This is a genomic window from Pantoea leporis, from assembly GCF_028048155.1.
Classification (GTDB): domain Bacteria; phylum Pseudomonadota; class Gammaproteobacteria; order Enterobacterales; family Enterobacteriaceae; genus Pantoea; species Pantoea leporis.
On sequence record NZ_JALMEU010000012.1, the window covers coordinates 119,932 to 141,685 of the forward strand.

Sequence of the window (21,754 nt, forward strand, 5' to 3'; positions counted from 1 at the left end):
GTCCTCCCCCACAAGTGGGGGAGGAAGATGCTGCAAAATGTGAGTGTGGAAGCTGCATGTGGCAGCATCTCCTTCCCCCATTTATGGGGGAAGGCCGGGATGGGGGACAGCAAGCACGATATAACTCAACCCACGTGATGCCGCGTCCGGTACTTATCGATCAACACCGCGATAATGATCACCGCGCCCTTAATCACTAACTGCCAGAAATAGGAGACGCCCATTAGCGTCATCCCGTTATTCAGCGTGGCGATAATCAGCGCACCAATCAGCGTGCCGGTGATGGTGCCGATGCCGCCGACAAAGCTGGTGCCACCGAGGATCACCGCCGCTATCGCATCCAGCTCGTAACCGACGCCAAGGTTGCCGTTGGCGCTGTAGAGCCGCGAGGCACTCATCAATCCGGCCAGCCCCGACAGTAAGCCGCTCATGGCGTAGACAAACAGCAGCACCACGCTGACTTTGATGCCGGTCAGGCGCGCCGCCTGCACGTTGCCGCCGACGGCATAAATGTGCACACCCAGCGTGGTGCGACGCAGAATGAACCAGCACAGCGCGATCACCGCAAAGGCGATGATGATCAGCCACGGCACCGGCCCGAGATAGCCGTTGCCTATCCATTCAAAGTTGATGTCGGAGTTGATCACCGTGGTGCCGTTGGCCAGCAGATAAGCCGCGCCGCGCATCGCGGTGTAGGTACCAAGCGTGACAATAAAGGGCGGCAGCCCCGCCCACGCCACCAGAATGCCGTTGAATAACCCCATAATCAGCCCGGCACCTAACGCCGCCGGGATCGTCAGTGACGCAAATGCCGGATCGAGCGACACCGCCATCGCCACCACCGCCGTGGTGCCGAGCATCGATCCCACCGACAAATCGATGCCGCCGGTGAGAATGACAAAGGTCATGCCCGCCGCCAGCACGATGTTGATCGAGGCCTGACGCGTAATGTTGAGCAGATTGCCCTCGGTGAAGAAGTTCGGCGTGACAAAGCCGAACACCGCCACGATCAGGATCAAAATCGGCAGGATGCCGACGGTTTGCAGCAGGTCACTCATTAACGCGCGCTTGAGGGTGGGACTTTTTACGCGTGCGGATTCACTGGTCATTGCGCTCTCCTCAGGCCTGAACCGGCTGCGCGCCGGTGGCCAGTGTCATAATGTTTTCCTGGCTAATCTCTGCCCCACTCAACTCACCGGCGATGGCGCCTTCACGCATCACATAAACGCGGTCGCTCATGCCCACCACTTCCGGTAACTCGCTGGAGATCATTAAAATCGCCACGCCCTGCTGCGCCATCTGCTGCATCATGCGGTAGATTTCGCTCTTGGCGCCGACATCAACGCCGCGCGTCGGCTCATCAAGAATCAGAATGCGCGGCGCAATCGCCACCCAGCGCGAAATCAGCAGCTTCTGCTGATTACCGCCGGACAAGCCGCCCGCGCGCACCTGCGCATGCGGCACGCGGATGTTCAGCGCATCAATCGCCTCGCTGGCAATCTTCTGCCCTTTGCGCCGATTGAGCAGGCCGTAGCTGGCATCGCGCTCCAGCGTCGCCATCACAATGTTGTCCTGCGCCGCCAGTTCAAGGAACAAGCCCTGCTCTTTGCGGTTCTCGGTGAGAAAACCGATGCCGCGTGCGATGGCGTCGCGCGGCGAGTGAATCTGCACTTTCACGCCGTCGATCCAGATCTCACCGCCGCTCGGTTGATGCACGCCAAAAATCAGCTGCGCCAGTTCGCTGCGTCCGGCGCCGACCAGCCCCGCCAGCCCGACAATCTCGCCGGCCCGCACCGACAGGCTGCTGGGACGCACTTTGTGTTTGTCGCACAGGTGATTGACGGCGAGACGGATGTCGCCGAGCGGAATATTGCGGTCTTTGTTGAACAGATCGCTGAGCGGCCGCCCGACCATCATGCGCACCAGCTCGCTGGCGTTGAGCTGCTCGCGCGTCAGGCTGCCGACGTACTGCCCGTCGCGCAGCACGCTCACGCGATCCGACAGCTCATACACTTCCGCCATGCGATGGCTGATGTAGATGATCGCCATGCCTTCGCTGCGCAGCCGTTTAATCAGCGCAAACAACTGCTCGGTTTCACGGTTGGAGAGCGCGGCAGTCGGCTCATCCATCACCAGAATGCGGCTGTTGCGGTGCAGCGCGCGGGCGATTTCCACCTGCTGCTGCTCGGCAATACTCAGGCGGCTCACCAGATCGGTGGCGCTGAACTGCGCACCCAGGCGATCAATCACCCGCTGCGCCTCTTCCGCCATCTGGCGACGCTTCACCAGGCCTCCACGTGTGATTTCACTGCCGAGAAAGATGTTCTCCGCCACCGTCAAATTGGGTGCCAGATTGATCTCCTGATAAATCAGGGTGATGCCCGCCGCCAACGCCTCTTTTGGGCCTTTTATGACATACGGCTGGCCGTCGATAAGAATTTCCCCGCTGCTGGCGGTATAGGCGCCGGCCAGAATTTTCATCAAAGTACTTTTGCCCGCGCCGTTTTCGCCCATCAGCGCATGCACTTCACCGGGCCAGACCGTGAGATCCACGCCCTTGAGCGCATAGAAGTTGCCGAAGCGTCGGGTGATTCCCCGCATGGAGAGTATCGGTGTGGCATCCATTTACAGACTCCTGCTGGCAAAGGTTGCAGCGAGTAAAACCTGCTTAGATAAATGGAAAATGTCAGCGGCCATTCATATTTGTCATATTTCGCCCCGATCGCGCTTCTATACTCGCCAGCAGTTGAGCGGTAAGGAGTGGCAGCCATGAGTCACAGTCTGCACTGGCACGCGGGCGCGCGCAGTCGCCTGCTGCTGTTTAATCTGCTGGTGATGTCAGTGACGCTGGCGGTGAGCTTGGTCGCGATTTTTGGATTTCGCCACGCAGGTCACATTCAGGAACAGGCGCAGGCACAAACGCTGGCCGATATGAACGGCAGCCTGGCGCTGGCGCGCGACACCGCCAATGTGGCCATTGCGGCGGTGCGGTTATCGCAGGTGGTCGGCGCGCTGGAGTATCAGAGCGAATCGGCGCGCCTGCAGCAAACGCAGCGGGAACTGCAACAGTCGCTGAGCTTGCTGGCAAGTGCGCCGCTGGCGGCACAGCAGCCGCAGCTGCTAGCGCGTATTCGTGAGCGCAGCCAGACGCTGGAACAAACCATTAATCAATTGCTGCGCGCCGGGCATCAGCGCCATCTGCAGCGCAACGTGATGCTGAGCGGCTTGTGGCAATCGCAGCTGTTACTCAATCGCATTGACCTGCTTACGCGCACCGATTCCCCTTCTGCCGCGCTGCGTCAGCAAACCCACAGCTTATTCAGCGTGGCGATTCAATCCAGCGCGCCACAGGCCGCGGTGCAGCAGCTGCAATCGGTGCTGCGTCAGTGGCAAACGTTAAGGCTCAACGGTGTGCTGAATACCCAGGTGCAGCGGCTGATCGCCACCAGCACGGATTTGCCGCCGGTGGCGCAGCAGCTGGAGCAGAGTGATATCGCCATCGCCTACGCGACTTATCGCATCAAAGCGCTGGTGGCGATGCTCAACGATGACATCACCCATTACGTGCAGCTGGTGGCGCAACAGAGTGACGCACGCAGCGCGGTGACGCATGAAGAGCTGGATTCGATCATCGGCTTTATCGGCCTGTTTATGCTGCTGGCGCTGCTGATCACCGGTTACGCCGGTTACTACATTTACCGCAATCTCGGTTCGAGTCTGACCGCCATCGCCCACGCCATGACGCGGCTGGCGCAGGGTGAAAAGAGCGTCAACGTGCCGGGCCTGGCGCGGCGCGATGAGCTGGGCGATCTGGCGCGCGCCTTCAACGTGTTTGCGCGCAATACAGCGTCGCTGGCGCACACGTCGCGCCTGCTAAAAGAGAAAAGCAACCAGCTGGAATCGACCTTTCTCGCCATGCGCGACGGCTTTGCGCTGTTCGATAACAGCGGTCAGCTGGTGGTATGGAATGCGCAATATGCCGAGCTGCTCGGCATCGCGCCGCGTGAACTGCATCGCGGTTTGCACTATCAGCAGCTACTCAAACGCGTTGATGTCGAGCTCAACGGATTAGCCGATGCGCAGGAAGTGCGGCTGGCGGATGGACGCACGCTGGAGTTGCGCTTCAGTCCGGTGCCACGGCGCGGCATGGTGAATACCGTGCTGGAACGCACCACGCGCAAGGCGCTGGAGGAAGCGCTGCTGCACAGCCAGAAGATGAAAGCGGTGGGACAGCTGACCGGCGGACTGGCGCACGACTTCAATAATCTGCTGGCGGTGATCATTGGCAGCCTGGCGTTAACCGTCGATCAGCTGCCGCCCGGCACGCTCGCCAGCCGCATCGAACGCGCGCGTCAGGCCGCCGACCGTGCGGCGCAGCTGACGCAGCGCTTGCTGGCCTTCTCACGTAAGCAGGCGCTCTATCCGCGCGCGGTGTCGGTGGTGGAGCTGGTGGATAATCTGCATTCGCTGCTGCAGCACGCGCTGCTGCCCGGCCAGCAGCTGATAATTGATGCGCAGCGACCCGGCTGGCCAGCGTGGATCGATGCCGGACAGCTGGAGAACGCGCTAATCAATCTGGTGGTCAACGCGCGCGATGCGATGGCGCAGCAGAGCGGCGAAATCCGCCTGCGTATCTGGAATCAGCGTAAACAGGAAGCCGACGGCAAGCGCGATCGCGTTACCATTGAAGTGATCGATCACGGCTGCGGCATGTCGGCCGAGGTGCGTGAACAGGTGTTTGAGCCGTTCTTCACCACCAAAGCCATCGGCAGCGGCAGCGGTTTGGGCTTATCCATGGTGTATGGCTTTGTGCGGCAATCCGGCGGCCAGATTGAGCTGGAAACCGCGCCAGGACAAGGCACCACCGTGCGGCTGTTATTACCGCGCGCGCCCGAAGCGGCGCAACCGCTCAGCGTGCCGCCGCCGCTGGTGCCGCAGGCCAGCAACGATCGGCTGGTGTTGGTGCTGGATGATGAACCGACGGTGCGGCAAACGCTGTGCGAACATCTGCATCAGCTGGGTTATCTGACGCTGGAGTGTGGCGACGGCGAAAGCGCGCTGAGGCTGCTGCGCCAGACGCCGGATATCGATCTGTTCATCAGTGATTTGATGCTGCCGGGCGGCATTAACGGCGCGGATGTGATTCGCCAGGCGCAGGCGCAGTGGCCGCATCTGGCAACGGTGTTGATCAGCGGTCAGGATCTGCGCCAGACGCAGGTCACGCTGCCACTGTGTGAGCGGCTGGCAAAACCCTGGCATCAGGCGCAGCTGGTGCAGGCGCTGGAGCGCGCCTGGCAGCGCAGTGAACGGCTCAGTCGCGCGCGGCAGGCTGCCACAACGGCACCCCTTTCCCCGTGATGTAACGTTTACGCAGCTTGCTGGAGACCACATCCATAATCATCACCACCGCCACCAGAATCAGGGTCAGGAACATCACCACATCCCAGTTCCATAAACGCATGTTCTCGGCATACACCAAGCCGACGCCACCCGCGCCAACAAAGCCCAACACCGCTGCGGAGCGGGTGTTGGACTCAATCTGATACAGGCTGAGCGCGAGGAAGGTCGGGAACGATTGAGTGAAAATGCCGTAGCGATGTTTTTGCAGGCTGTTCGCGCCTACCGCGCTGAGACCGCGACTCGGCGAACGCTCCACCGCTTCGTGCCCTTCGGCGTAGAGTTTGCCGAGCAGGCCGACATCCTGCATCACGATCGCCAGCACACCAGCCAGCGGTCCCATGCCGACGGCACGCACGAAGATCAGCCCCCAAATCGCCATGTCGATGCCGCGCAGCACATCCAGTACGCGACGCACCACCAGCGCAATCGGACGCATCAGCGGATCGTGCATCACGTTGCGCGCCGCCAGGAACGAGACCGGCAAGGCGATCAGTGACGCGGTCAACGTGCCGGAAAACACAATCGCCAGCGTAATCCCGACCTGCGTGAAGTAGTAAGCAAACGGCCAGTTGAGGAAATCCTGCCAGACAAACATACGCAGGAAATAGCGGCTGAGCTGCTGGCAGCCAATGAAAAAACGGCTCCACTCAATGCCAAAAAACTCGAGAAAGAACAGGTAATAGAGCGCGATGGCCAGCGCCACCAGCGCGACGCGGCGCAGATAGCGGTTTTGCGCGGCAAACAGGGCGGCATGCTCCTGCTTGAGTTTGGCGACGTCCGGCGCTAGGGCGATCATGATACGTCTCCTTCCACTACGCGGCGACGCAGCCAGCCGGATAGCGTATCCAGCAGCGACACCACCACAATGATCAGCAACAGCGTAATGCTGACCTGATCGTATCGATCGAGTTTGATATTGGTCATCAGCTCTTGCCCGATACCGCCCGCACCGACCAACCCGAGGATGGTGGAGGAACGGAAGTTGATCTCCAGACGCATAAAGCTGTAGGAGAGAAACGTTGGTTTGACCTGCGGCCAGAAGGCAAAGCGCATGCGCTGCAGTTTGCTGGCACCGCACGCCGCGAGGCCGCGCACCGGTTTATCCGAGGCGCTCTCAATCGCTTCGTAGAACAGTTTGGTCAGGCTACCGACGGTGTGCAGCGCCAGCGCGAGGAAGCCGGGAATGGCCCCAATGCCAAACGCCATCACGAACATCACCGCCCACGCCAGTTCGGGCATGGTGCGCAGGAAGGCGACAAACGCGCGGATCGCCATGCGCAGGCTGCGCGGCGTTTGGGTGTTGTCGGCGGCGAAGAACGCCAGCACGCCAGCCACCGCCACAGCTATGATGGTGGACGACAGCGCCAGTTGTAAGGTTTCCCAGATTAGCGGCAGCTGGAAATGCAGGCGATAGCCCCAATAGGCCAGCGAACCCTCGGTTTTGCCGTCAGCGAACAGCAGCGGGAGATGCAGCACCGGCAGGGTTTCGCCAATGTAATCGAAAAAGTGTGGCAGCGACTGCCAGACGGTGAGCAGGTTAAATTCCGCCATCTTGCCCGCGGCCAGATAGAGCGCCAGTAACAGCAGCGACCACAGCAGCGAGTCGCGCTTTTGCTGGCGGCGGATGCGTTGGTAGTAGTGTTCGAAATCGGTCAAGGGGGGATTCCTGTTGGTTGGGAGGGTGCGTGCTGGATGGTGCTCGCTGGATGGTGCTCGCTGTCCCCCTCCTCGGTCCTCCCCCATTAATGGGGGAGGAAGATGCTGCAAAATGCAGCTCCGAAGTCGCATGTGGCAGCATCTCCTTCCCCCACTTGTGGGGGAAGGCCGGGATGGGGGACAGCCAGCACCGACCGAGGAAGGTGACAGCCAGCACCAACTAAATTAACCGCGCGTACCCTTCATCAAATCACGCTTCATATCGATGATATTCTGGTAATCCGCCACGGTAGCTGGACCGATGTGCTGGGCACCGCCAACCGCTTTAACAAAGCAGCCGTGATCTTCTTTATCCAGTTTCTTGATGGTGGCCACCACTTTCGCTTTGAAGTTAGCGGGCAGATTGTTGCTCACCAGAATCGGACCGTTCGGGATCAGCGGCGACTGCCAGATAATGCGGATCTGCTTCATCAGGTCTGGATGATCCATACGAATCAAACGACCAAAGGCACCCGAGGTATAACCGGTTTCGCGGTCACCAATCAGCGACGTCCAGGTTACTGCGCCTTCGAACTGGCCGTTCAGCACGCCGAGGATGTCCTGCTCGTGACCGCCGGAAAAGGTGACGCTGGAGAAGGTGTTGTTGTACTTATCGTCCACCGTGCCGCCAAACTCTTTCTTGAACGCCTGGTTCGGCATCAGGAAGCCGGAAGTGGAATCCGGATCGGCCATGCCGAACGATTTGCCTTTCAGGTCTTCCAGCTTTTGGTACGGGCTGTCGGCTTTCACGATCACCACCGAGTGATAACCCTGCGAACCGTCTTTGTCGTCCACCACGATGCCCACCACATCCACCGCTTTCGGGTTCTGCAGATAAACCGAGGCAAACGAGGCGGGCGACATGCTCAGCACCAGGTCGATTTTGTTACCCAGCAAGCCCTGAATCACGCCTGAATAGTCAGACGAGTTGCGCAGTTTGGTATCCACCTGCAGCTCTTTATCGAAGAAATCTTTCACGCATTGGTTATCACCAATCTGCTGCGTGGCGTTCTGGCCGCCAAGAATCCCGAGGTTCAACTCTTTTGGTGCATCCGCTGCGTTTGCGCCAAATGCCATCGCAATAGTCAGTAAAGCTAAAGAAGTCAGTTTCATTCTTAGGTTTTCTCTTGCCGTGGGAGTTAGTGGAGCTGGTTAATTTCGTCGCCGTACAGCTCATGCATCAGGCCGTCGGTCAACCGGGAAGGATGTCCATCAAACAGCACTTTGCCGCGCTGAATACCGATGACGCGGGTGCAGTAGCTTTTTACCAATTCAATTGAGTGCAGGTTCACCATTACGCTGATGCCCTGCTCGCTCACCTGACGCAGCACGTCCATGATGCGCTTGGTGTTTTTCGGATCGAGTGACGCCACCGGTTCGTCCGCCAGCAGGATGCGCGGGTTCTGCATCAGCGCCCGGCAAATCGCCACGCGCTGCATCTGGCCGCCGGAGAGATTTTCCGCACGCTGCAGCGCCTGCGGCAGCATGTTCATCCACTGCAGCAGTTCGATAGCGCGGGCGCGGTCGGTTTCGGAGAAGACTTTGAAGAACGATTTCAGCGTCGAGGTCTGGCTTAAACGACCCAGCAGCACGTTGGTCAGCACATCGAGGCGCGGCACCAGACAGAAGTCCTGGAAGATCATGCCGCATTCGCTGCGCCATTCACGCATCTGGCGGCTGTTCAGCGTCACCACATCGCGATCCACTTCGCCGTGGCGATTGCTGAGGATCGCGCCCTGTGAAGCGCTGATGGTGCCGTTGAGCATGTGTAACAGTGTCGATTTGCCTGCGCCCGAGCGGCCAATCACCGCCACCAGCTCGCCCGCATGCAGATCGAAGCTGACGTTATCCAGCACCTGGTTGGCGCCGTACGCTTTGCACAATCCCTGCACCGACAGCACCTTGTTGCCCTGCCCGGTAACGTGCGGGAAGGGATTGTCGACAACGGTTTTCAGTAATGCCTGTGCCATGTTGCACTCCATCTCTTCTGAGCTGTTGATTGCACGCTATTACGGGCAAAACGGATGAAAGCTTGATGACAGTAAAAATGATTAAACGGTGACAGCGGCTGGATCGGTCAGCAACTGGCGCAGCGTTAGCAGTGTTTCGCTCAACGCACCATCATTATTCAACGCATAACAGTGCGCGGGCAGCGGTTCGGCGGCACGCGCCAGCCGTTGCGCGATCTCCGCTTCTGACTCGCGCCCACGCTGCCGCAAACGCGCTTCCAGCACCGCTGGCGAAACCTGTAACACCAGCGGCAGCAGCTGCGTGCCGTAATGCTGCTGCACCATCGGCAGATGCAGGCGCGAGCCGTTCACCAGCACGTTCATTCCGCGCGCCAGCCACAGATCGATCTCCTCGCCCAGCCCGTAATACATGCCGTGCGCCTGCCAGCTGACGGCGAACAACCCCAGCGCCTCGCGCCGTCGAAACTCGGCTTCGCTTAGCGCCACATGGTTCTCGCCACCCGCATCGGCGGCGCGCGTAATGTAGCGATGGGCGATCAGCAGATTCTCCGGCGGCGCTTCGCGCAGCGCGTTCAGCAGGCTGTCTTTGCCCGCGCCCGAAGGCCCGGTAAGCCAGATCAGGCGCGCCATCAGAACACCCGTTTGCCTTGCGACCATACGTGACGAATGTGCGAATGACCATGATCGGTATGCACCAGCACCAAATCGGCACGCAGTCCTTCGGCGATGCGCCCGCGATCGTGCAGGCCAATTGCCCGCGCCGGATTGCTGGTCACCAGCGCGGCCGCCTGCGGCAGCGTCAGCGTGTTGCGCTCATCGGCCACCAGCCGGAACACCGCGTCGAGCAAGCTGGCGGGATAGTAGTCGGAGGAGAGAATATCCAGCAGGCCGTGGCTGGCGAGTTCTGCCGCCGCCACGTTGCCGGAGTGCGAACCGCCGCGCACGATGTTGGGCGCGCCCATCAGCACCTGCATGCCGCAGTTGCGTGATGCGCGTGCCGCCTCCAGCGTGGTGGGGAATTCGGCGATGGCGCTGCCGACCGCATGCGATTCGGCAACGTGCGTCGCCGTGGCATCATCGTGGCTGGCCAGCGGAATGCCGCGTGAACGGCACAAGCTGGCGATGGCGTTGCGGTTAGGCGTGGAGAACTCGGCGGCCAGCGCCAACTGCTCACGCTCAAACTGATCCATCTGCTCGTCGTTGAGCTGATATTTGCCCTGATAATAGGTGCGATACATCTCCAGCGAGGCGTACTGGCGCTGGCCCGGCGAGTGGTCCATCAGCGACACCAGCGACAGCTCCGGCGTGTTGATCAATGCTTCAAACAGCGGCAGCGTGGTGTTGTGCGGCAGCTCGCAGCGCAGATGCAAATGGTGATCGGCGCGGTTAATGCCTTTGCGATTGCTGTCCTGAATCGCGTCGATCATTTTGGTGAGATTATCCAGACGATGGCCGCCATCGCGTACGTCGCCGACGCCAATGGCATCCAGCACCGTGGTGATGCCGCTGGCGGCCATCAGCGCATCGTGGCTGCTCATCGCCGAATAGGCTGGCCAATCCACCTTCGGGCGCGGCGTAAAGAACTTGTCGAGGTTATCGGTGTGCAGCTCCACCAACCCCGGCAGCAGGAAGGCGTTTTCGCCATCCAGCGCGCCCGGCTGTTGGCTGACGCTGTCGCTAAAGCTGGCGATGCGCCCGTCACGGATTTCCAGCGATCCCGTTACCACTTCGTTTTCCAGCACCAGCTGGACGTTGTTGACGATCATGCTTCTGCTCCTGCTTGCATTGGCTGCATGACGTGCAGGCGATCGGCCACGCGTGCGCGCACCGCTTCGTCATGGAAAATTCCGACAATGGCGGCACCGCGGGCGCGCGCCTGTTCAATCAGTTCCACCACCGCAGCGCTGTTGGCGCTGTCGAGCGAGGCGGTTGGCTCATCCAGCAGCAGCACCGGATAGTCGGCGATAAAGCCGCGTGCGATGTTAACGCGCTGCTGTTCGCCGCCGGAGAAAGTGGACGGCGCCAGTGACCATAAACGCTCCGGCACGTTGAGGCGCGTCAGCAGTTCTTTGGCGCGCTTTTCGCAGAAGGCGCGCTCGGTGCCGCGCTCCAGCAGCGGCTGCATGACGATCTCCAGCGTGGGCACGCGCGGGATGACGCGCAAAAACTGGCTGACCCAGCCAACGGTGTGGCGGCGAATCGCCAGAATCTGGCGGGCGGGCGCGTTGGCCATGTCGATCCATTCGCCCTGATGTTGCAGCCAGATGTGACCGCTGTTGGCCTGATAGTTGCCGTACAGCGCGCGCAGCAGCGTGGATTTGCCGCTGCCGGAGCGGCCATGCAGCACCACGCATTCGCCGCCGCTGACGTCAAGATTGGCGTCCTGCAATACTGGCAGCGCGGCGCTGCTTTGGTTGTGCAGCAAAAAGGTTTTGCTCAGATGCTCTACGCGCAATAAAGGTTGCATAGTGATGTCCGCCATTAGTTAAGCACCGATGAAACCAGCAGCTGCGTATACGGATGATGCGGATCGTCCAGCACCCGGTCGGTCAACCCGCTCTCCACCACGCGCCCCTGCTTCATCACCAGCAGGCGATGCGCCAGCAACCGCGCCACGCCGAGATCGTGCGTCACAATCACCACCGCCAGATTCAACTCGCGCACCAGCGTGCGCAGCAGATCCAGCAGGCGCGCCTGCACCGACACATCCAGCCCGCCGGTTGGCTCATCCATAAACACCAGCGTCGGCTGCGTCACCAGGTTGCGGGCAATCTGTAAACGCTGCTGCATGCCGCCGGAAAAGGTGGTGGGCAGATCATCGATGCGATTGGCGGGGATCTCCACATCCTGCAGCCAGCGCATCGCCTCTTTACGAATATCACCGTAATGCCGCTGGCCCACCGCCATCAGCCGCTCGCCGATGTTGCCGCCCGCCGTGACCTGCGGACGCAAACCATCCAGCGGATGCTGATGCACCACGCCCCATTCGGTGCGCAGCAAGCGGCGGCGATCGCTCTCGCTCAGCTGATAGAGATCCTGCGCGCGATAAAGAATGTTGCCCTGCTGCGGCGCTAAGCGTGCCGACAGGCTGCGCAGCAAGGTGGTTTTGCCCGATCCGGATTCCCCAACAATGCCTAACACTTCGCCAGGATAGAGTTCAAAACTCACCTCTTCAAACCCTTTGCCGGGCGCGTAAAGGTGGGTGAGATGGTTGACCGCAAGCAGCGGCTGTTCACTGTGCATGCTGTTGTTCCTGCTGCTGGTGGCAAAAATCGGTATCGGAGCAGACAAACATGCGCGTACCGGCGTCATCCATCACCACCTCGTCGAGGTAGCTGTGGCGCGAACCGCACAGCGCGCAGGGTTCTTCCCACTGCTGCACGCTGAACGGGTGATCGTCGAAGTCGAGGCTTTCCACTTTGGTATACGGCGGCAGCGCATAGATGCGTTTCTCACGTCCGGCACCAAACAGCTGCAGCGCCGGCATCATGTGCATTTTGGGGTTGTCGAATTTGGGGATCGGCGACGGATCCATCACGTAGCGATCGTTGACCTTCACCGGATAGGCATAGGTGGTGGCGATATGGCCGTAGCGGGCGATATCTTCATACAGTTTCACCTGCATGATGCCGTACTCCTCCAGCGCGTGCATGGTGCGGGTTTCGGTCTCACGCGGCTCGATAAAGCGCAGCGGCTCAGGGATCGGCACCTGGAAAATCAGGATTTGATCTTCTTCCAGCGGCGTTTCCGGAATGCGGTGACGCGTCTGGATCAGCGTGGCATCACGGGTCGCTTCGGTAGTGGCCGCGCCGCTGACGCGCTGGAAGAAGCGACGAATGGATACCGCGTTGGTGGTGTCATCCGCGCCCTGATCGATCACCTTCAGCACATCGGCATCGCCAATAATACTGGCGGTGATCTGAATCCCGCCGGTGCCCCAACCGTAGGGCATCGGCATTTCGCGTCCGGCGAACGGCACCTGATAACCGGGAATCGCCACCGCCTTCAGAATGGCGCGGCGGATGGTGCGTTTGGTCTGCTCATCCAGATAACCGTTGTTGTAGCCGGTTAACTCACTCATGGTTCTGCTCCTGATGCGGTTGGCACAGTTGCTTCAGCAGCTCAAGCTCCGCCTGGAAATCGACGTAGTGCGGCAGTTTCAGATGCGAGACAAAGCCCGCCGCTTCGACGTTGTCGGCATGCGACAGCACAAACTCTTCGTCCTGCGCCGGGCCGGCAATACGTTCGTGGTACTCCGGCGCCTGCAACGCGCGATCCACCAGCGCCATCGCCATCGCTTTACGCTCGGAACGGCCAAACACCAGGCCGTAACCGCGCGTAAAGTGCGGCGCGCTGTCAGTTTCGGTGGTGAAGCCGTTCACCATCTCGCATTCGGTCAGCAGGATTTCGCCAATCTCAATCTCAAATCCCAACTCTTCCGGGCAGATTGACACGCTGAGATAACCGGTACGAATTTCACCGGCGAACGGATGGTTGCGGCCGTAGCCGCGCTGCGTCGAGTAGCCGAGCGCCAGCAGAAAACCTTCGTCGCCGCGCACCAGCTGTTGCAGCCGTGCGGCGCGCGTAGCCGGATAGCCTGGCGGTTCACGCGTGATGTCGCACGGCTCGCAGCCGTCATCCTCTTCGCGTGCCGCCAATCCTTCCGCCGTCATCATGCTGAACACGTGCGGACAGCGTTGCGGCAGCGCCTGATCGTCGCGCGGCGCGGCAGGCGTTTCGCCATTCGCCAGCAGGGTGAAATCGAGCAGACGATGGCTGTAATCGTAGGTTGGGCCGAGCACCTGGCCGCCCGGCAAATCTTTGTAAACCGCTGAGATACGGCGTTCGAGGCGCATCTCAGCGGTTGCCAGCGCCAGGCTATCGGCGAGGCGCGGCAGCGTGGTGCGATAAGCGCGTAGCAGGAAGATCGCTTCCACCAGATCGCCGCTCGCCTGTTTAATTGCTAAAGCCGCCAGCTGCGGATCGTAGATGCCGCCTTCGGTCATCACGCGATCGACCGCTAAACCCAACTGTTGCGCCACCTGATCGCAACCCAATTCGGCGACCTCGCGATCGCCACGACGCAGATCGGCCTGCAGCTGATGGGCGCTGGCTATCGCCTTTTCGCCCCCTTTGACCGCAACGTACATCAGCACACCTCCACGTCGGTGGTGCGTGGCAGCGCCATCATCGCTTCACCGCAGGTGAAAATCAGATCCACACCTTGCGGGAACGGATGTGGGCGCTCACGCAGATAGTGCAGAATCGCTTCCGGCAGCTGCGGCGCAACGGCGCGCGGCTCACGTAAGCCGGGACCGGAAAGACGCAGCGTTAAGCCACCGCTCAGTGATGGCACTTCCACAATCAGCGTGGTGCTTTTTTCCGGTGACATATTGTCGCCAGAGGCAAACAGCGCCGGATCGGGATTGGCCGCCGCATGCGTCAGCGCAAAGGGGGCATCGCGTTCATCGACAATCGGCACGCCGGTGTGGAAACGCAGGTTGCTGCGTACCACGTCATTATCGATGCGGCCATCGAGCCACAGCGCGCTCTCCTGATCGACCAGCGTCAGCAGCACCGCCGTGGCCGCCGGCGAGAGATCGCCCCAGCCCTGTTGCAGCGGCAGCGATACCATCACACCCGGCTCGCTCATCGCTTTGAGGATGCGGCGGAACGCACGTTGGGCATCGGCCACCGGATGGGTAAAACTTGCCAGTAAAGTCATCAGTTATCTCCGCGAACCAGCGTAAAGAAATCCACTTTGGAGCTGGCGATTTCACGCGCGCGCAGCTGTCGCTGCTCTTCACGCAGAGCCGCCAGCGGGGCAATCAATTTTTCCTGCAACAGCGCCTGGGTTTCCGGCTGTTGTAGCAGCGCATCAATCAGCGCGCAGCGTTCGGCGTGCGCTTTGTCGCGCCCCAGCACGTAGCTAAAGCCGAGCGTGCCGTCGTGCAGCTTCACCACCGCGCGCGTCACCGTGGCATCGCCCATTACAAAGCGCTTACCGCTGCCGCCCATGCGCGCCTGCAGGCGGGTTAAGCCGGTTTCTGCCGGACGGATGCGTTCAAAATCAGTGTTGATGCGTAACGGCTGCCAGTGCGCTTCAAGCTGGCTGGCTTCACTGTGCGCCAGCACCGAGAGCCAATGCTGGCGGGCGGTTTGCTGTGTCATTCGTGCTCCAGAGTCAGTTCAATCATGTCGCCACGCGTCAGACTGACGGAGTATTCCGCTACCTGACCGTCGCTATGTTTATTCAGGGTGCGCACACACAGCAGCGGCGACTGCAGCGCAATCTCCAGCTGCTTGCACTCTTTGGCTTGTGCACGACGCGTGCTGATGCGGGTTTGGCTGCGCGTCAGGCTCAGGCCAAGCTGCTGCTGCATAAAGTCGTGCAGTGAACCGCTGTGGAACTGTTGCAGCGCCGGCCACCAGCTGAGTTGCGCCAGGAAGTGGTTAATGACGCACACCGCCACGCCATTGACGCGGCGCAGCGTGCGCAAGTGGATAACGTTGTCGCCTTCGTTGACGCCCAGCGCGCTCGCCACATCGCTGCTCGCCGGACGCAGCACCGCCAGCAGACGCTCGCTGGTGGGATGGCTGCCCTGCTCCATCAGGTTCTGGCTGAAGCGCGCCTGCGCATGCAGCGGATAATCGTACGGCCGCATCAGCACCAAAATGCCCACGCCGTGACGCCGTTGCAGCAGGCCTTTGTTGACCAGCTCATCCACCGCGCGCCGCAAGGTGTGACGATTCACTGCGTAGTGATCGGCCAGCTGCTGTTCAGAAGGCAGATAATCGCCGCAGCGATAGCGCTCCTGCAGCGCCTGTTCCAGTTGGGCGGCAACGGCTTGATAAACAGTGGTCGGATGTCTGGATATCTCCATCACGCTCAATACCTCATTCGCATTGGTTGAGGAACGCAGCGGGCTTGCTGCGGGATGGCGATTACATTGCGCATGTCAGATGACAGCGCCGTGACGGCTCAATGACGGGCGGATGAATTTGTTTTAGGGCAGCAGAATCACCGCGAAACGGACGGCGTTTTTAATAAATTATTTTTAACTGTTCTGTTTGTGACAGCATTCAAAAAATTAACGCTAATTTACATCACGCTTTCATCTCCCCTACAGAATACAGCCTGCGGATGTTCTGCTAGGTTAAAGGATGAACCCTTCTTGTCAGGCCAACTTTTAAAATGATTAACGCAATAAAACTATCGGATGGTTTTCGCCGCAACTTTGTGCGTGAAGTTATTTTGCCGCTGCTGGCAATTTTGCTTCTTACCTTTGTCGGCGCGGGCGTGGGTCTGTTCTGGGGCACAGCGTTAAGCAATAACGAAGCGCGCGATCAGCAACAGCGCATGATCCAGGCTTCGTTTACCCAGAGCCTGACGGAACATCTGCGCCAGCTGCGCAGCCTGACGCGCTGGTCTCCGCTGGCCGATCAGCTGGCGTCGTCGCACCCCGATCAACGCTGGCTGACGCAAAATGTCGGCGGCTGGCTCTATGACATGTTTGATCACCAGCTGGTGGTGCTGCTGGACCGCGACAACCAGCTGATTAACGTGTGGCGCAATGGCCAGCCGGTGCCGGACAAGCGCATCGGTCCTTATCTGCAGGACATGCTGAACAGTCCGCTGGTGCAAAACAGCGATGTGGTGGCGGGCCCCACCGATCACGCCGATTTCGTGCGCATCGGTCAACGCGCCGCCGCGCTGGCGGTGGGCGATATCAGCAGTACCAAACAGGCCGGGCGCTATCGTCTGGTGAGCATTAAGTTTCTCGACGATGGCTATCTGCGCAACCTCGCCGATCGCAGCCAGCTGCGTCAGTTGCATTTCAGCGACAGCGAGCCAGCGGGAAAAACCAAAGCGCGCTATCTACTGAACTCACAACAGGGCGAACCGGTCGGTTACCTCAGCTGGAATCCCGATAAGCCCGGCGCGCAGATGTTACGCACCCTCGGCCCGTCTACCTTGCTGTCGGTGATCCTGATTACCGTGCTGTGTTTGGTGATGGTGCGCCGCATCTGGACCTCGTCACTCAAGCTGTCGCAGTCGCTGCTGAAACTCGGGGCCAGTGAAGCGCAGGCGCAGCATCTGGCCTTTCATGATGTGTTAACCGGTTTGCCCAATCGTTCCCTGGTGGAAGATCGCTTAACCCAGGCGCTGGCGCTGGCCGGACGCCACGATCAGCGCGTGGCGCTGCTGCTGCTGGATCTTGATCGCTTCAAAAATATCAATGATACCTACGGCCATCACGCCGGCGATGAGTTGATTATTGAGGTGGCGCGCCGCCTCAATGAGATTGTGCGCACCAGCGACACCGTGGGCCGCATCGGCGGCGACGAGTTCATCATCGTGATGCCGGAGGTGGAGAATATTGGTCAGGTGCAATCGCTGGCGAAACGCATCATCAGCCGCCTCAGCGAGCCGTATCAGCTGGTGGGCAGCGAGTTGTGGGTGGGCGTCAGCATCGGTCTGGCGCTGGCGCCAAAAGACGGCATTGATCGGCTGGAGCTGATGCGCAAAGCGGATATCGCGCTTTATGATGCCAAAAACCACGGACGCGGCCAGTATCGCCAGTTCGAAAAAGTGATGGATGAATCGCTGCGCACCCGTCAGCAGATGGCGGCGGATTTGCGTCAGGCGCTGGTGAAGTTTGACGGATTAGCGGTGTGGTATCAGCCGCTAATGGATATCAGCGGCCAGCAGGTGGTGGGCCTGGAGGCGCTGCTGCGTTGGCATCACGCCATGCGCGGCGACGTTGCACCGGGTGATTTCATCGCCATCGCCGAAGAGACCGGCATGATCATCCCGCTCGGCGAATGGGTGCTGCGCGAAGCCTGTAAAACGTCGCTCAAGCTGCCGGATATTGTGGTGGCGGTGAACGTCTCGCCGGTGCAGTTCCGCGCGGTGAGTTTTGTTGAGCGCATCATCCATATCGTGCAGGAAGAAGGTGCCGATCCGCAGCGCATGGAGCTGGAGATCACCGAAGGCGTGCTGATTGAAGATGAACACGAGGCGCGCAACAGCATCATTGCGCTGCGCGAAGCCGGCTTCCGGATTGCGCTGGATGATTTCGGTACCGGCTATTCAAGCCTTAATTACCTCAGCAGCTTCCCGGTGGACAAAATCAAGATTGATCGTTCGTTTACTCAGTCGCTGGGCGTGGCGCAGAACTCTACTGCGATTGTGGAATCGGTGGTGCGGTTAGGTCACGCGATGGGCTTAACGGTGACCGCTGAAGGCGTGGAAACCGAAGGCCAGAAAAACGCGCTGGCCGATGCAGGCTGTAATCAGCTGCAAGGCTATTTGTTTAGCCACGCAGTGCCGCTGGATGACATTTTAACCATGTTGCCGCCCGCTTCCCGCCCTTAACGCCGCCGCGCGGCGGCCGCCGACTGCCGCGCTTTTCTCGCTCACGCATTGAAAAGCTGCGTGCGCATCGGGACCATTCTCGTACCTTGATTAACGCGTTTAACCCATCCTCTCGTCTGTGCGCTTGCCAGCCCAAGCCGGACCGGCATGTTGCCCGCCCGTTTCGGCAAGCAAGGCGTCAATCCCTTCTTTTACTCTGTTAAGGAACTACAGATGAACACACGCTATCCGGATTACACCCTCGACACCGACCGCGCGTCGCGTGAAAACGGTTCAACCGCCTATATCGCGCTCGATAATTCAACTTATGTGATTGAGCAAACCGCCACCAAAACCCTGAGTAGCTTCCCTGAAAGCCTCGTCAGTGACACACCGGTAAGCTACGCGCACCAGCCTTCGTCTTACGCTTACGGCGTAAAAGCGATCACCCCGGTTATTCGCTATGCCTGGGATGACGTTGGACAGGAGCAAGGCGTGCGTGCCAGCGGCAACCGCACCGATGATGCCGCTCCGACCCTGCGCGGCACCGGCCCGGCGAACACTTACATGGACATTATGTTCACCAATGGCAGCGTAACTCGCTACAACGGCATCACCACCGATGCTGACGGTAACTGGAGCTGGACGCCACGCGCCGATTTGGCCGATGGTACCTGGACATTTAAAGTGCAGGCCGACGGCCAGGACACATGGAGCAATGCGTTCACGCTGATCATCGAAACCCCAGCGGCATCGCCAGCGCTGATTACCCACATCTACGATAACGTGGGCAGCGAGCAAGGCGAACGTTTCAGCGGCAGCATTACCGATGATGCGATGCCGACACTGCACGGCACCGGACCGGCTAATACGCTGATCGATATCCTGTATACCGATGGCGGCAGGGTGCGCACCAACAGCACCTTCACCGACAACGAGGGCAACTGGAGCTGGACGCCCTGGCAGAATCTGAATGACGGCTACTGGACATTCCAGGTGCAGGTTGAGGGCGCACCGAGCTGGAGCCAGAGCTTCGCGATCACCATTGATACGCCAGAAGGCCGTATGGCGATGCGCGACGCTGAGATCTCCCATATTACGGATAATGTCGGCAGCGATCAGGGTGACCGCTTCTCTGGCAGCATTACCGATGATGCGATGCCGACACTGCACGGCACCGGACCGGCTAACACGCTGATTGATATCCTGTATACCGATGGCGGCAGGGTGCGCACCAACAGCACCTTCACCGACAACGAGGGCAACTGGAGCTGGACGCCCTGGCAGAATCTGAATGACGGCTACTGGACGTTCCAGGTGCAGGTTGAGGGCGCACCGAGCTGGAGCCAGAGCTTCGCGATCACCATTGATACGCCAGAAGGCCGTATGGCGATGCGCGACGCTGAGATCTCCCATATTACGGATAACGTCGGCAGCGATCAGGGTGACCTTTACAGCGGCAGCATCACTGACGACGCGTTGCCAACCCTGCATGGCACCGGTCCGGCTAATACGTTGATCGATATTTTGTATACCGATGGCGGCAGGGTGCGCACCAACAGCACCTTCACTGACAACGAGGGCAACTGGAGCTGGACGCCCTGGCAGAATCTGAATGACGGCTACTGGACATTCCAGGTGCAGGTTGAGGGCGCACCAAGCTGGAGCCAGAGCTTCGCGATCACCATTGATACCTCAGCAGATACAGCAAGCGGTGATGACGCGTTTGACAACGCGTTAACGTCACTGAGTTTTGGCGATCTGCTGTCCGTTGTTGATAGTGACGTATTGATTGATAACGGTAAAACGCAGTACATGCTGGACAGCGACGCCAACAACGTGGTGAAGCTGGAGGATATTCTGTCCGGCAACGATATTGACGGCTGGCAACAGCAGCAAGGCACCCTCACCGTTGCTGGCATTCAATACGATGTTTATCAGTACACGGATGAGACCGAATTACTGGTGCAACACGCCGTTTAAACGCTGATGATATAGCGGCGCTAATCGAGCATCGCGATTACCAAGCCATACAGCCTTTGCTGTGTGGCTTTTTTGTTTGTGGGCGGCGTGAAAAAGATGTCCGGTACAAAACAGGACGACACCATGATAGGACGCAAGAACAGTCGGTTATTGAATTATGATTTCACCGCTGCGGGCACCTGTTTTCCGCACCCGCCGTTGCGCGGCCAAACGTAATCATCACTCAGAATTTGCACGTCACCGTTTCGGCGCGATTTATCGCGCGTGCCAGAGTTTCTCCTCTGCGTTCCACCAGGAATTTTCCTTCTTTGCAGACGGTTCTTGATACAGGCCCGTAACACGTTGCTCTACCATCCTCGCCGCTGTGCGATGTCGTGTAAACCGCGACGCACTATTGACAACACATTATGGACGATACCTATGAATGATTTATTAGCCCGCAGCCCGGTGATATATCGCGAAAGCGCCGACGGCAAACTGGTGTTTGGTAACAAAAACGCGCTGGAGCCCGGCGGCTTTATCGAGCTGGTGATTGGCACCGACACCTTCCGCGTCCCGGTAAACGACAAAGGCTTTTACCGCTGGGAAGCGCCGACGCCCTACGCCGACGGCGAGTACAGCTTCTCCATCCGCCACTTTGATGCCGCCGGCAACCGCAGCACGCCGACGCTCGGCATTCAGATTGTCGACACCACCCCGCCGGACGCGCCGGAGCTGGTTAACCTCTACGACGACCAGGGCGCCGTGACCGGCAGCTTTGACCCCGGCAAGGCCACCGACGACAAACGCCCGACGCTGACCGGCATCGCGCAGAAAGGCAGCACCGTTTACCTGCTCAACGACAAAAATGAAAAAATCGGAAGCGCGGTGGCGGACAAGGTCACCGGCAAGTGGGTGATGGAGCCGGCGCAGGACCTGCAAGACGGCATTAACAGCCTGCGCCTGATGGCCGAAGAGACCTTCGGCGGCAAGGTGCGCGCCGGCGCGCCTTCGGCGGCGTTTGACATCGTGATTGTTGGCGACAACGCCACGGTTACCATTACCGATGCGTTTGACGACGCGGGCAGCTTCACCGGGGCGCTCGGCAACGGCGCGCTCACCGACGACGCCACCCCGACCCTGCGCGGCGAGGTCTCCATCGGCAGCACCGTTATCGTCTATTATCGCCTCGCCGGCAGCCCGACCTGGGCCGGCAGCGCCACCGCCACCCTCAGCGGTGAGACCTGGACCTGGACGCCGGGCAGCAACCTGCCGTACGGCCGCTATGAATTCCAGGCGAGCACCGGCGACGTCGCCTCGGCGCTGTTTGAGCTGGAGATCGCCAGCCCGTCCGATATCGTCCTGCGCC

Annotated in this window: 19 protein-coding genes; 4 read left to right on the plus strand and 15 right to left on the minus strand. The window is 59.9% G+C overall.

Annotated features, from left to right (window positions below; translation table 11 throughout):
• Nucleotides 1-125 precede the first annotated feature (125 nt).
• Nucleotides 126-1,109, minus strand: a complete 984-nt coding sequence (locus MWH02_RS21805; RefSeq protein ID WP_101762809.1) for an ABC transporter permease subunit — start codon at nt 1,107-1,109, stop codon at nt 126-128.
• A gap of 10 nt (nt 1,110-1,119) precedes the next feature.
• Complete coding sequence (locus MWH02_RS21810; RefSeq protein ID WP_210082088.1) at nt 1,120-2,625, minus strand: sugar ABC transporter ATP-binding protein; 1,506 nt, start codon at nt 2,623-2,625, stop codon at nt 1,120-1,122.
• Nucleotides 2,626-2,769: 144 nt separating this feature from the next.
• Between MWH02_RS21810 and MWH02_RS21815 the strand changes: the two genes are divergently transcribed.
• On the plus strand, nt 2,770-5,358 hold the full coding sequence (locus MWH02_RS21815; RefSeq protein WP_271461450.1) for an ATP-binding protein: 2,589 nt from the start codon (nt 2,770-2,772) through the stop codon (nt 5,356-5,358).
• Here the strand turns inward: MWH02_RS21815 and phnE (MWH02_RS21820) are convergent.
• The 13 genes from phnE (MWH02_RS21820) to phnF all read right to left on the minus strand — a co-directional run bounded on the left by phnE (MWH02_RS21820) (nt 5,312) and on the right by phnF (nt 15,949).
• On the minus strand, nt 5,312-6,196 hold the full coding sequence (phnE, locus tag MWH02_RS21820) for a phosphonate ABC transporter, permease protein PhnE (RefSeq protein ID WP_271461451.1): 885 nt from the start codon (nt 6,194-6,196) through the stop codon (nt 5,312-5,314). The genes MWH02_RS21815 and phnE (MWH02_RS21820) overlap by 47 nt on opposite strands.
• Nucleotides 6,193-7,056 (minus strand): phosphonate ABC transporter, permease protein PhnE, encoded by an 864-nt coding sequence (gene phnE / locus MWH02_RS21825; RefSeq protein ID WP_101762813.1) that lies wholly within the window; start codon nt 7,054-7,056, stop codon nt 6,193-6,195. The genes phnE (MWH02_RS21820) and phnE (MWH02_RS21825) overlap by 4 nt, the downstream gene beginning before the upstream one ends.
• 225 nt (nt 7,057-7,281) lie before the next feature.
• Nucleotides 7,282-8,208, minus strand: a complete 927-nt coding sequence (gene phnD / locus MWH02_RS21830) for a phosphonate ABC transporter substrate-binding protein (protein ID WP_192233486.1) — start codon at nt 8,206-8,208, stop codon at nt 7,282-7,284.
• Between the two features lie 26 nt (nt 8,209-8,234).
• Nucleotides 8,235-9,065, minus strand: coding sequence for a phosphonate ABC transporter ATP-binding protein (gene phnC / locus MWH02_RS21835; RefSeq protein WP_110868350.1), 831 nt, complete (start codon nt 9,063-9,065; stop codon nt 8,235-8,237).
• 81 nt (nt 9,066-9,146) lie between these two features.
• Nucleotides 9,147-9,695: a ribose 1,5-bisphosphokinase gene (gene phnN, locus MWH02_RS21840; protein ID WP_101762816.1), complete on the minus strand. Its 549-nt coding sequence runs from the start codon at nt 9,693-9,695 to the stop codon at nt 9,147-9,149.
• Nucleotides 9,695-10,831 (minus strand): alpha-D-ribose 1-methylphosphonate 5-triphosphate diphosphatase, encoded by a 1,137-nt coding sequence (gene phnM / locus MWH02_RS21845; RefSeq protein WP_271461452.1) that lies wholly within the window; start codon nt 10,829-10,831, stop codon nt 9,695-9,697. Before phnM ends, phnN begins: the two co-directional genes overlap by 1 nt.
• Nucleotides 10,828-11,532: a phosphonate C-P lyase system protein PhnL gene (phnL, locus tag MWH02_RS21850; RefSeq protein WP_271461453.1), complete on the minus strand. Its 705-nt coding sequence runs from the start codon at nt 11,530-11,532 to the stop codon at nt 10,828-10,830. Before phnL ends, phnM begins: the two co-directional genes overlap by 4 nt.
• A 14-nt stretch (nt 11,533-11,546) precedes the next feature.
• A complete protein-coding gene (gene phnK / locus MWH02_RS21855) occupies nt 11,547-12,308 on the minus strand; it encodes a phosphonate C-P lyase system protein PhnK (RefSeq protein WP_110868346.1) in 762 nt (253 codons plus the stop codon).
• Complete coding sequence (locus MWH02_RS21860) at nt 12,298-13,146, minus strand: alpha-D-ribose 1-methylphosphonate 5-phosphate C-P-lyase PhnJ (RefSeq protein ID WP_008105508.1); 849 nt, start codon at nt 13,144-13,146, stop codon at nt 12,298-12,300. The genes phnK and MWH02_RS21860 overlap by 11 nt, the downstream gene beginning before the upstream one ends.
• A complete protein-coding gene (locus MWH02_RS21865; RefSeq protein WP_271461454.1) occupies nt 13,139-14,215 on the minus strand; it encodes a carbon-phosphorus lyase complex subunit in 1,077 nt (358 codons plus the stop codon). Before MWH02_RS21865 ends, MWH02_RS21860 begins: the two co-directional genes overlap by 8 nt.
• Nucleotides 14,215-14,790: a phosphonate C-P lyase system protein PhnH gene (gene phnH / locus MWH02_RS21870; RefSeq protein ID WP_110868344.1), complete on the minus strand. Its 576-nt coding sequence runs from the start codon at nt 14,788-14,790 to the stop codon at nt 14,215-14,217. Before phnH ends, MWH02_RS21865 begins: the two co-directional genes overlap by 1 nt.
• Entirely contained in the window at nt 14,790-15,236 is a 447-nt protein-coding gene (phnG, locus tag MWH02_RS21875) for a phosphonate C-P lyase system protein PhnG (RefSeq protein WP_271461455.1), read from the minus strand. The genes phnH and phnG overlap by 1 nt, the downstream gene beginning before the upstream one ends.
• A complete protein-coding gene (gene phnF, locus MWH02_RS21880) occupies nt 15,233-15,949 on the minus strand; it encodes a phosphonate metabolism transcriptional regulator PhnF (protein WP_192233472.1) in 717 nt (238 codons plus the stop codon). Before phnF ends, phnG begins: the two co-directional genes overlap by 4 nt.
• A 311-nt stretch (nt 15,950-16,260) precedes the next feature.
• Here phnF and MWH02_RS21885 point away from each other — a divergent pair, with 311 nt between their 5' ends.
• The 3 genes from MWH02_RS21885 to MWH02_RS21895 all read left to right on the plus strand — a co-directional run.
• Entirely contained in the window at nt 16,261-18,444 is a 2,184-nt protein-coding gene (locus tag MWH02_RS21885) for a bifunctional diguanylate cyclase/phosphodiesterase (protein WP_271461456.1), read from the plus strand.
• A gap of 213 nt (nt 18,445-18,657) precedes the next feature.
• Nucleotides 18,658-20,406, plus strand: a complete 1,749-nt coding sequence (locus tag MWH02_RS21890; protein WP_271461457.1) for an Ig-like domain-containing protein — start codon at nt 18,658-18,660, stop codon at nt 20,404-20,406.
• A 420-nt stretch (nt 20,407-20,826) separates the two neighbouring features.
• The coding region (locus MWH02_RS21895; protein ID WP_271461458.1) for an Ig-like domain-containing protein at nt 20,827-21,754 on the plus strand (928 nt) is incomplete at its 3' end.

What these genes read in the sequence shown, in the direction of transcription:
- MWH02_RS21810 (WP_210082088.1), bottom strand. Translation starts at nt 2,625, where the DNA reads ATGGATGCCACACCGATACTCTCCATGCGGGGAATCACCCGACGCTTC.
- phnH (WP_110868344.1), bottom strand. Translation starts at nt 14,790, where the DNA reads ATGACTTTACTGGCAAGTTTTACCCATCCGGTGGCCGATGCCCAACGT.
- MWH02_RS21890 (WP_271461457.1), top strand. Translation starts at nt 18,658, where the DNA reads ATGAACACACGCTATCCGGATTACACCCTCGACACCGACCGCGCGTCG.
- phnN (WP_101762816.1), bottom strand. Translation starts at nt 9,695, where the DNA reads ATGGCGCGCCTGATCTGGCTTACCGGGCCTTCGGGCGCGGGCAAAGAC.
- phnF (WP_192233472.1), bottom strand. Translation starts at nt 15,949, where the DNA reads ATGGAGATATCCAGACATCCGACCACTGTTTATCAAGCCGTTGCCGCC.
- phnC (WP_110868350.1), bottom strand. Translation starts at nt 9,065, where the DNA reads ATGGCACAGGCATTACTGAAAACCGTTGTCGACAATCCCTTCCCGCAC.
- phnK (WP_110868346.1), bottom strand. Translation starts at nt 12,308, where the DNA reads ATGCACAGTGAACAGCCGCTGCTTGCGGTCAACCATCTCACCCACCTT.
- phnL (WP_271461453.1), bottom strand. Translation starts at nt 11,532, where the DNA reads ATGCAACCTTTATTGCGCGTAGAGCATCTGAGCAAAACCTTTTTGCTG.
- MWH02_RS21860 (WP_008105508.1), bottom strand. Translation starts at nt 13,146, where the DNA reads ATGAGTGAGTTAACCGGCTACAACAACGGTTATCTGGATGAGCAGACC.
- MWH02_RS21805 (WP_101762809.1), bottom strand. Translation starts at nt 1,109, where the DNA reads ATGACCAGTGAATCCGCACGCGTAAAAAGTCCCACCCTCAAGCGCGCG.
- phnG (WP_271461455.1), bottom strand. Translation starts at nt 15,236, where the DNA reads ATGACACAGCAAACCGCCCGCCAGCATTGGCTCTCGGTGCTGGCGCAC.
- phnE (WP_271461451.1), bottom strand. Translation starts at nt 6,196, where the DNA reads ATGATCGCCCTAGCGCCGGACGTCGCCAAACTCAAGCAGGAGCATGCC.
- MWH02_RS21885 (WP_271461456.1), top strand. Translation starts at nt 16,261, where the DNA reads ATGATTAACGCAATAAAACTATCGGATGGTTTTCGCCGCAACTTTGTG.
- MWH02_RS21815 (WP_271461450.1), top strand. Translation starts at nt 2,770, where the DNA reads ATGAGTCACAGTCTGCACTGGCACGCGGGCGCGCGCAGTCGCCTGCTG.
- phnD (WP_192233486.1), bottom strand. Translation starts at nt 8,208, where the DNA reads ATGAAACTGACTTCTTTAGCTTTACTGACTATTGCGATGGCATTTGGC.
- phnM (WP_271461452.1), bottom strand. Translation starts at nt 10,831, where the DNA reads ATGATCGTCAACAACGTCCAGCTGGTGCTGGAAAACGAAGTGGTAACG.
- MWH02_RS21865 (WP_271461454.1), bottom strand. Translation starts at nt 14,215, where the DNA reads ATGTACGTTGCGGTCAAAGGGGGCGAAAAGGCGATAGCCAGCGCCCAT.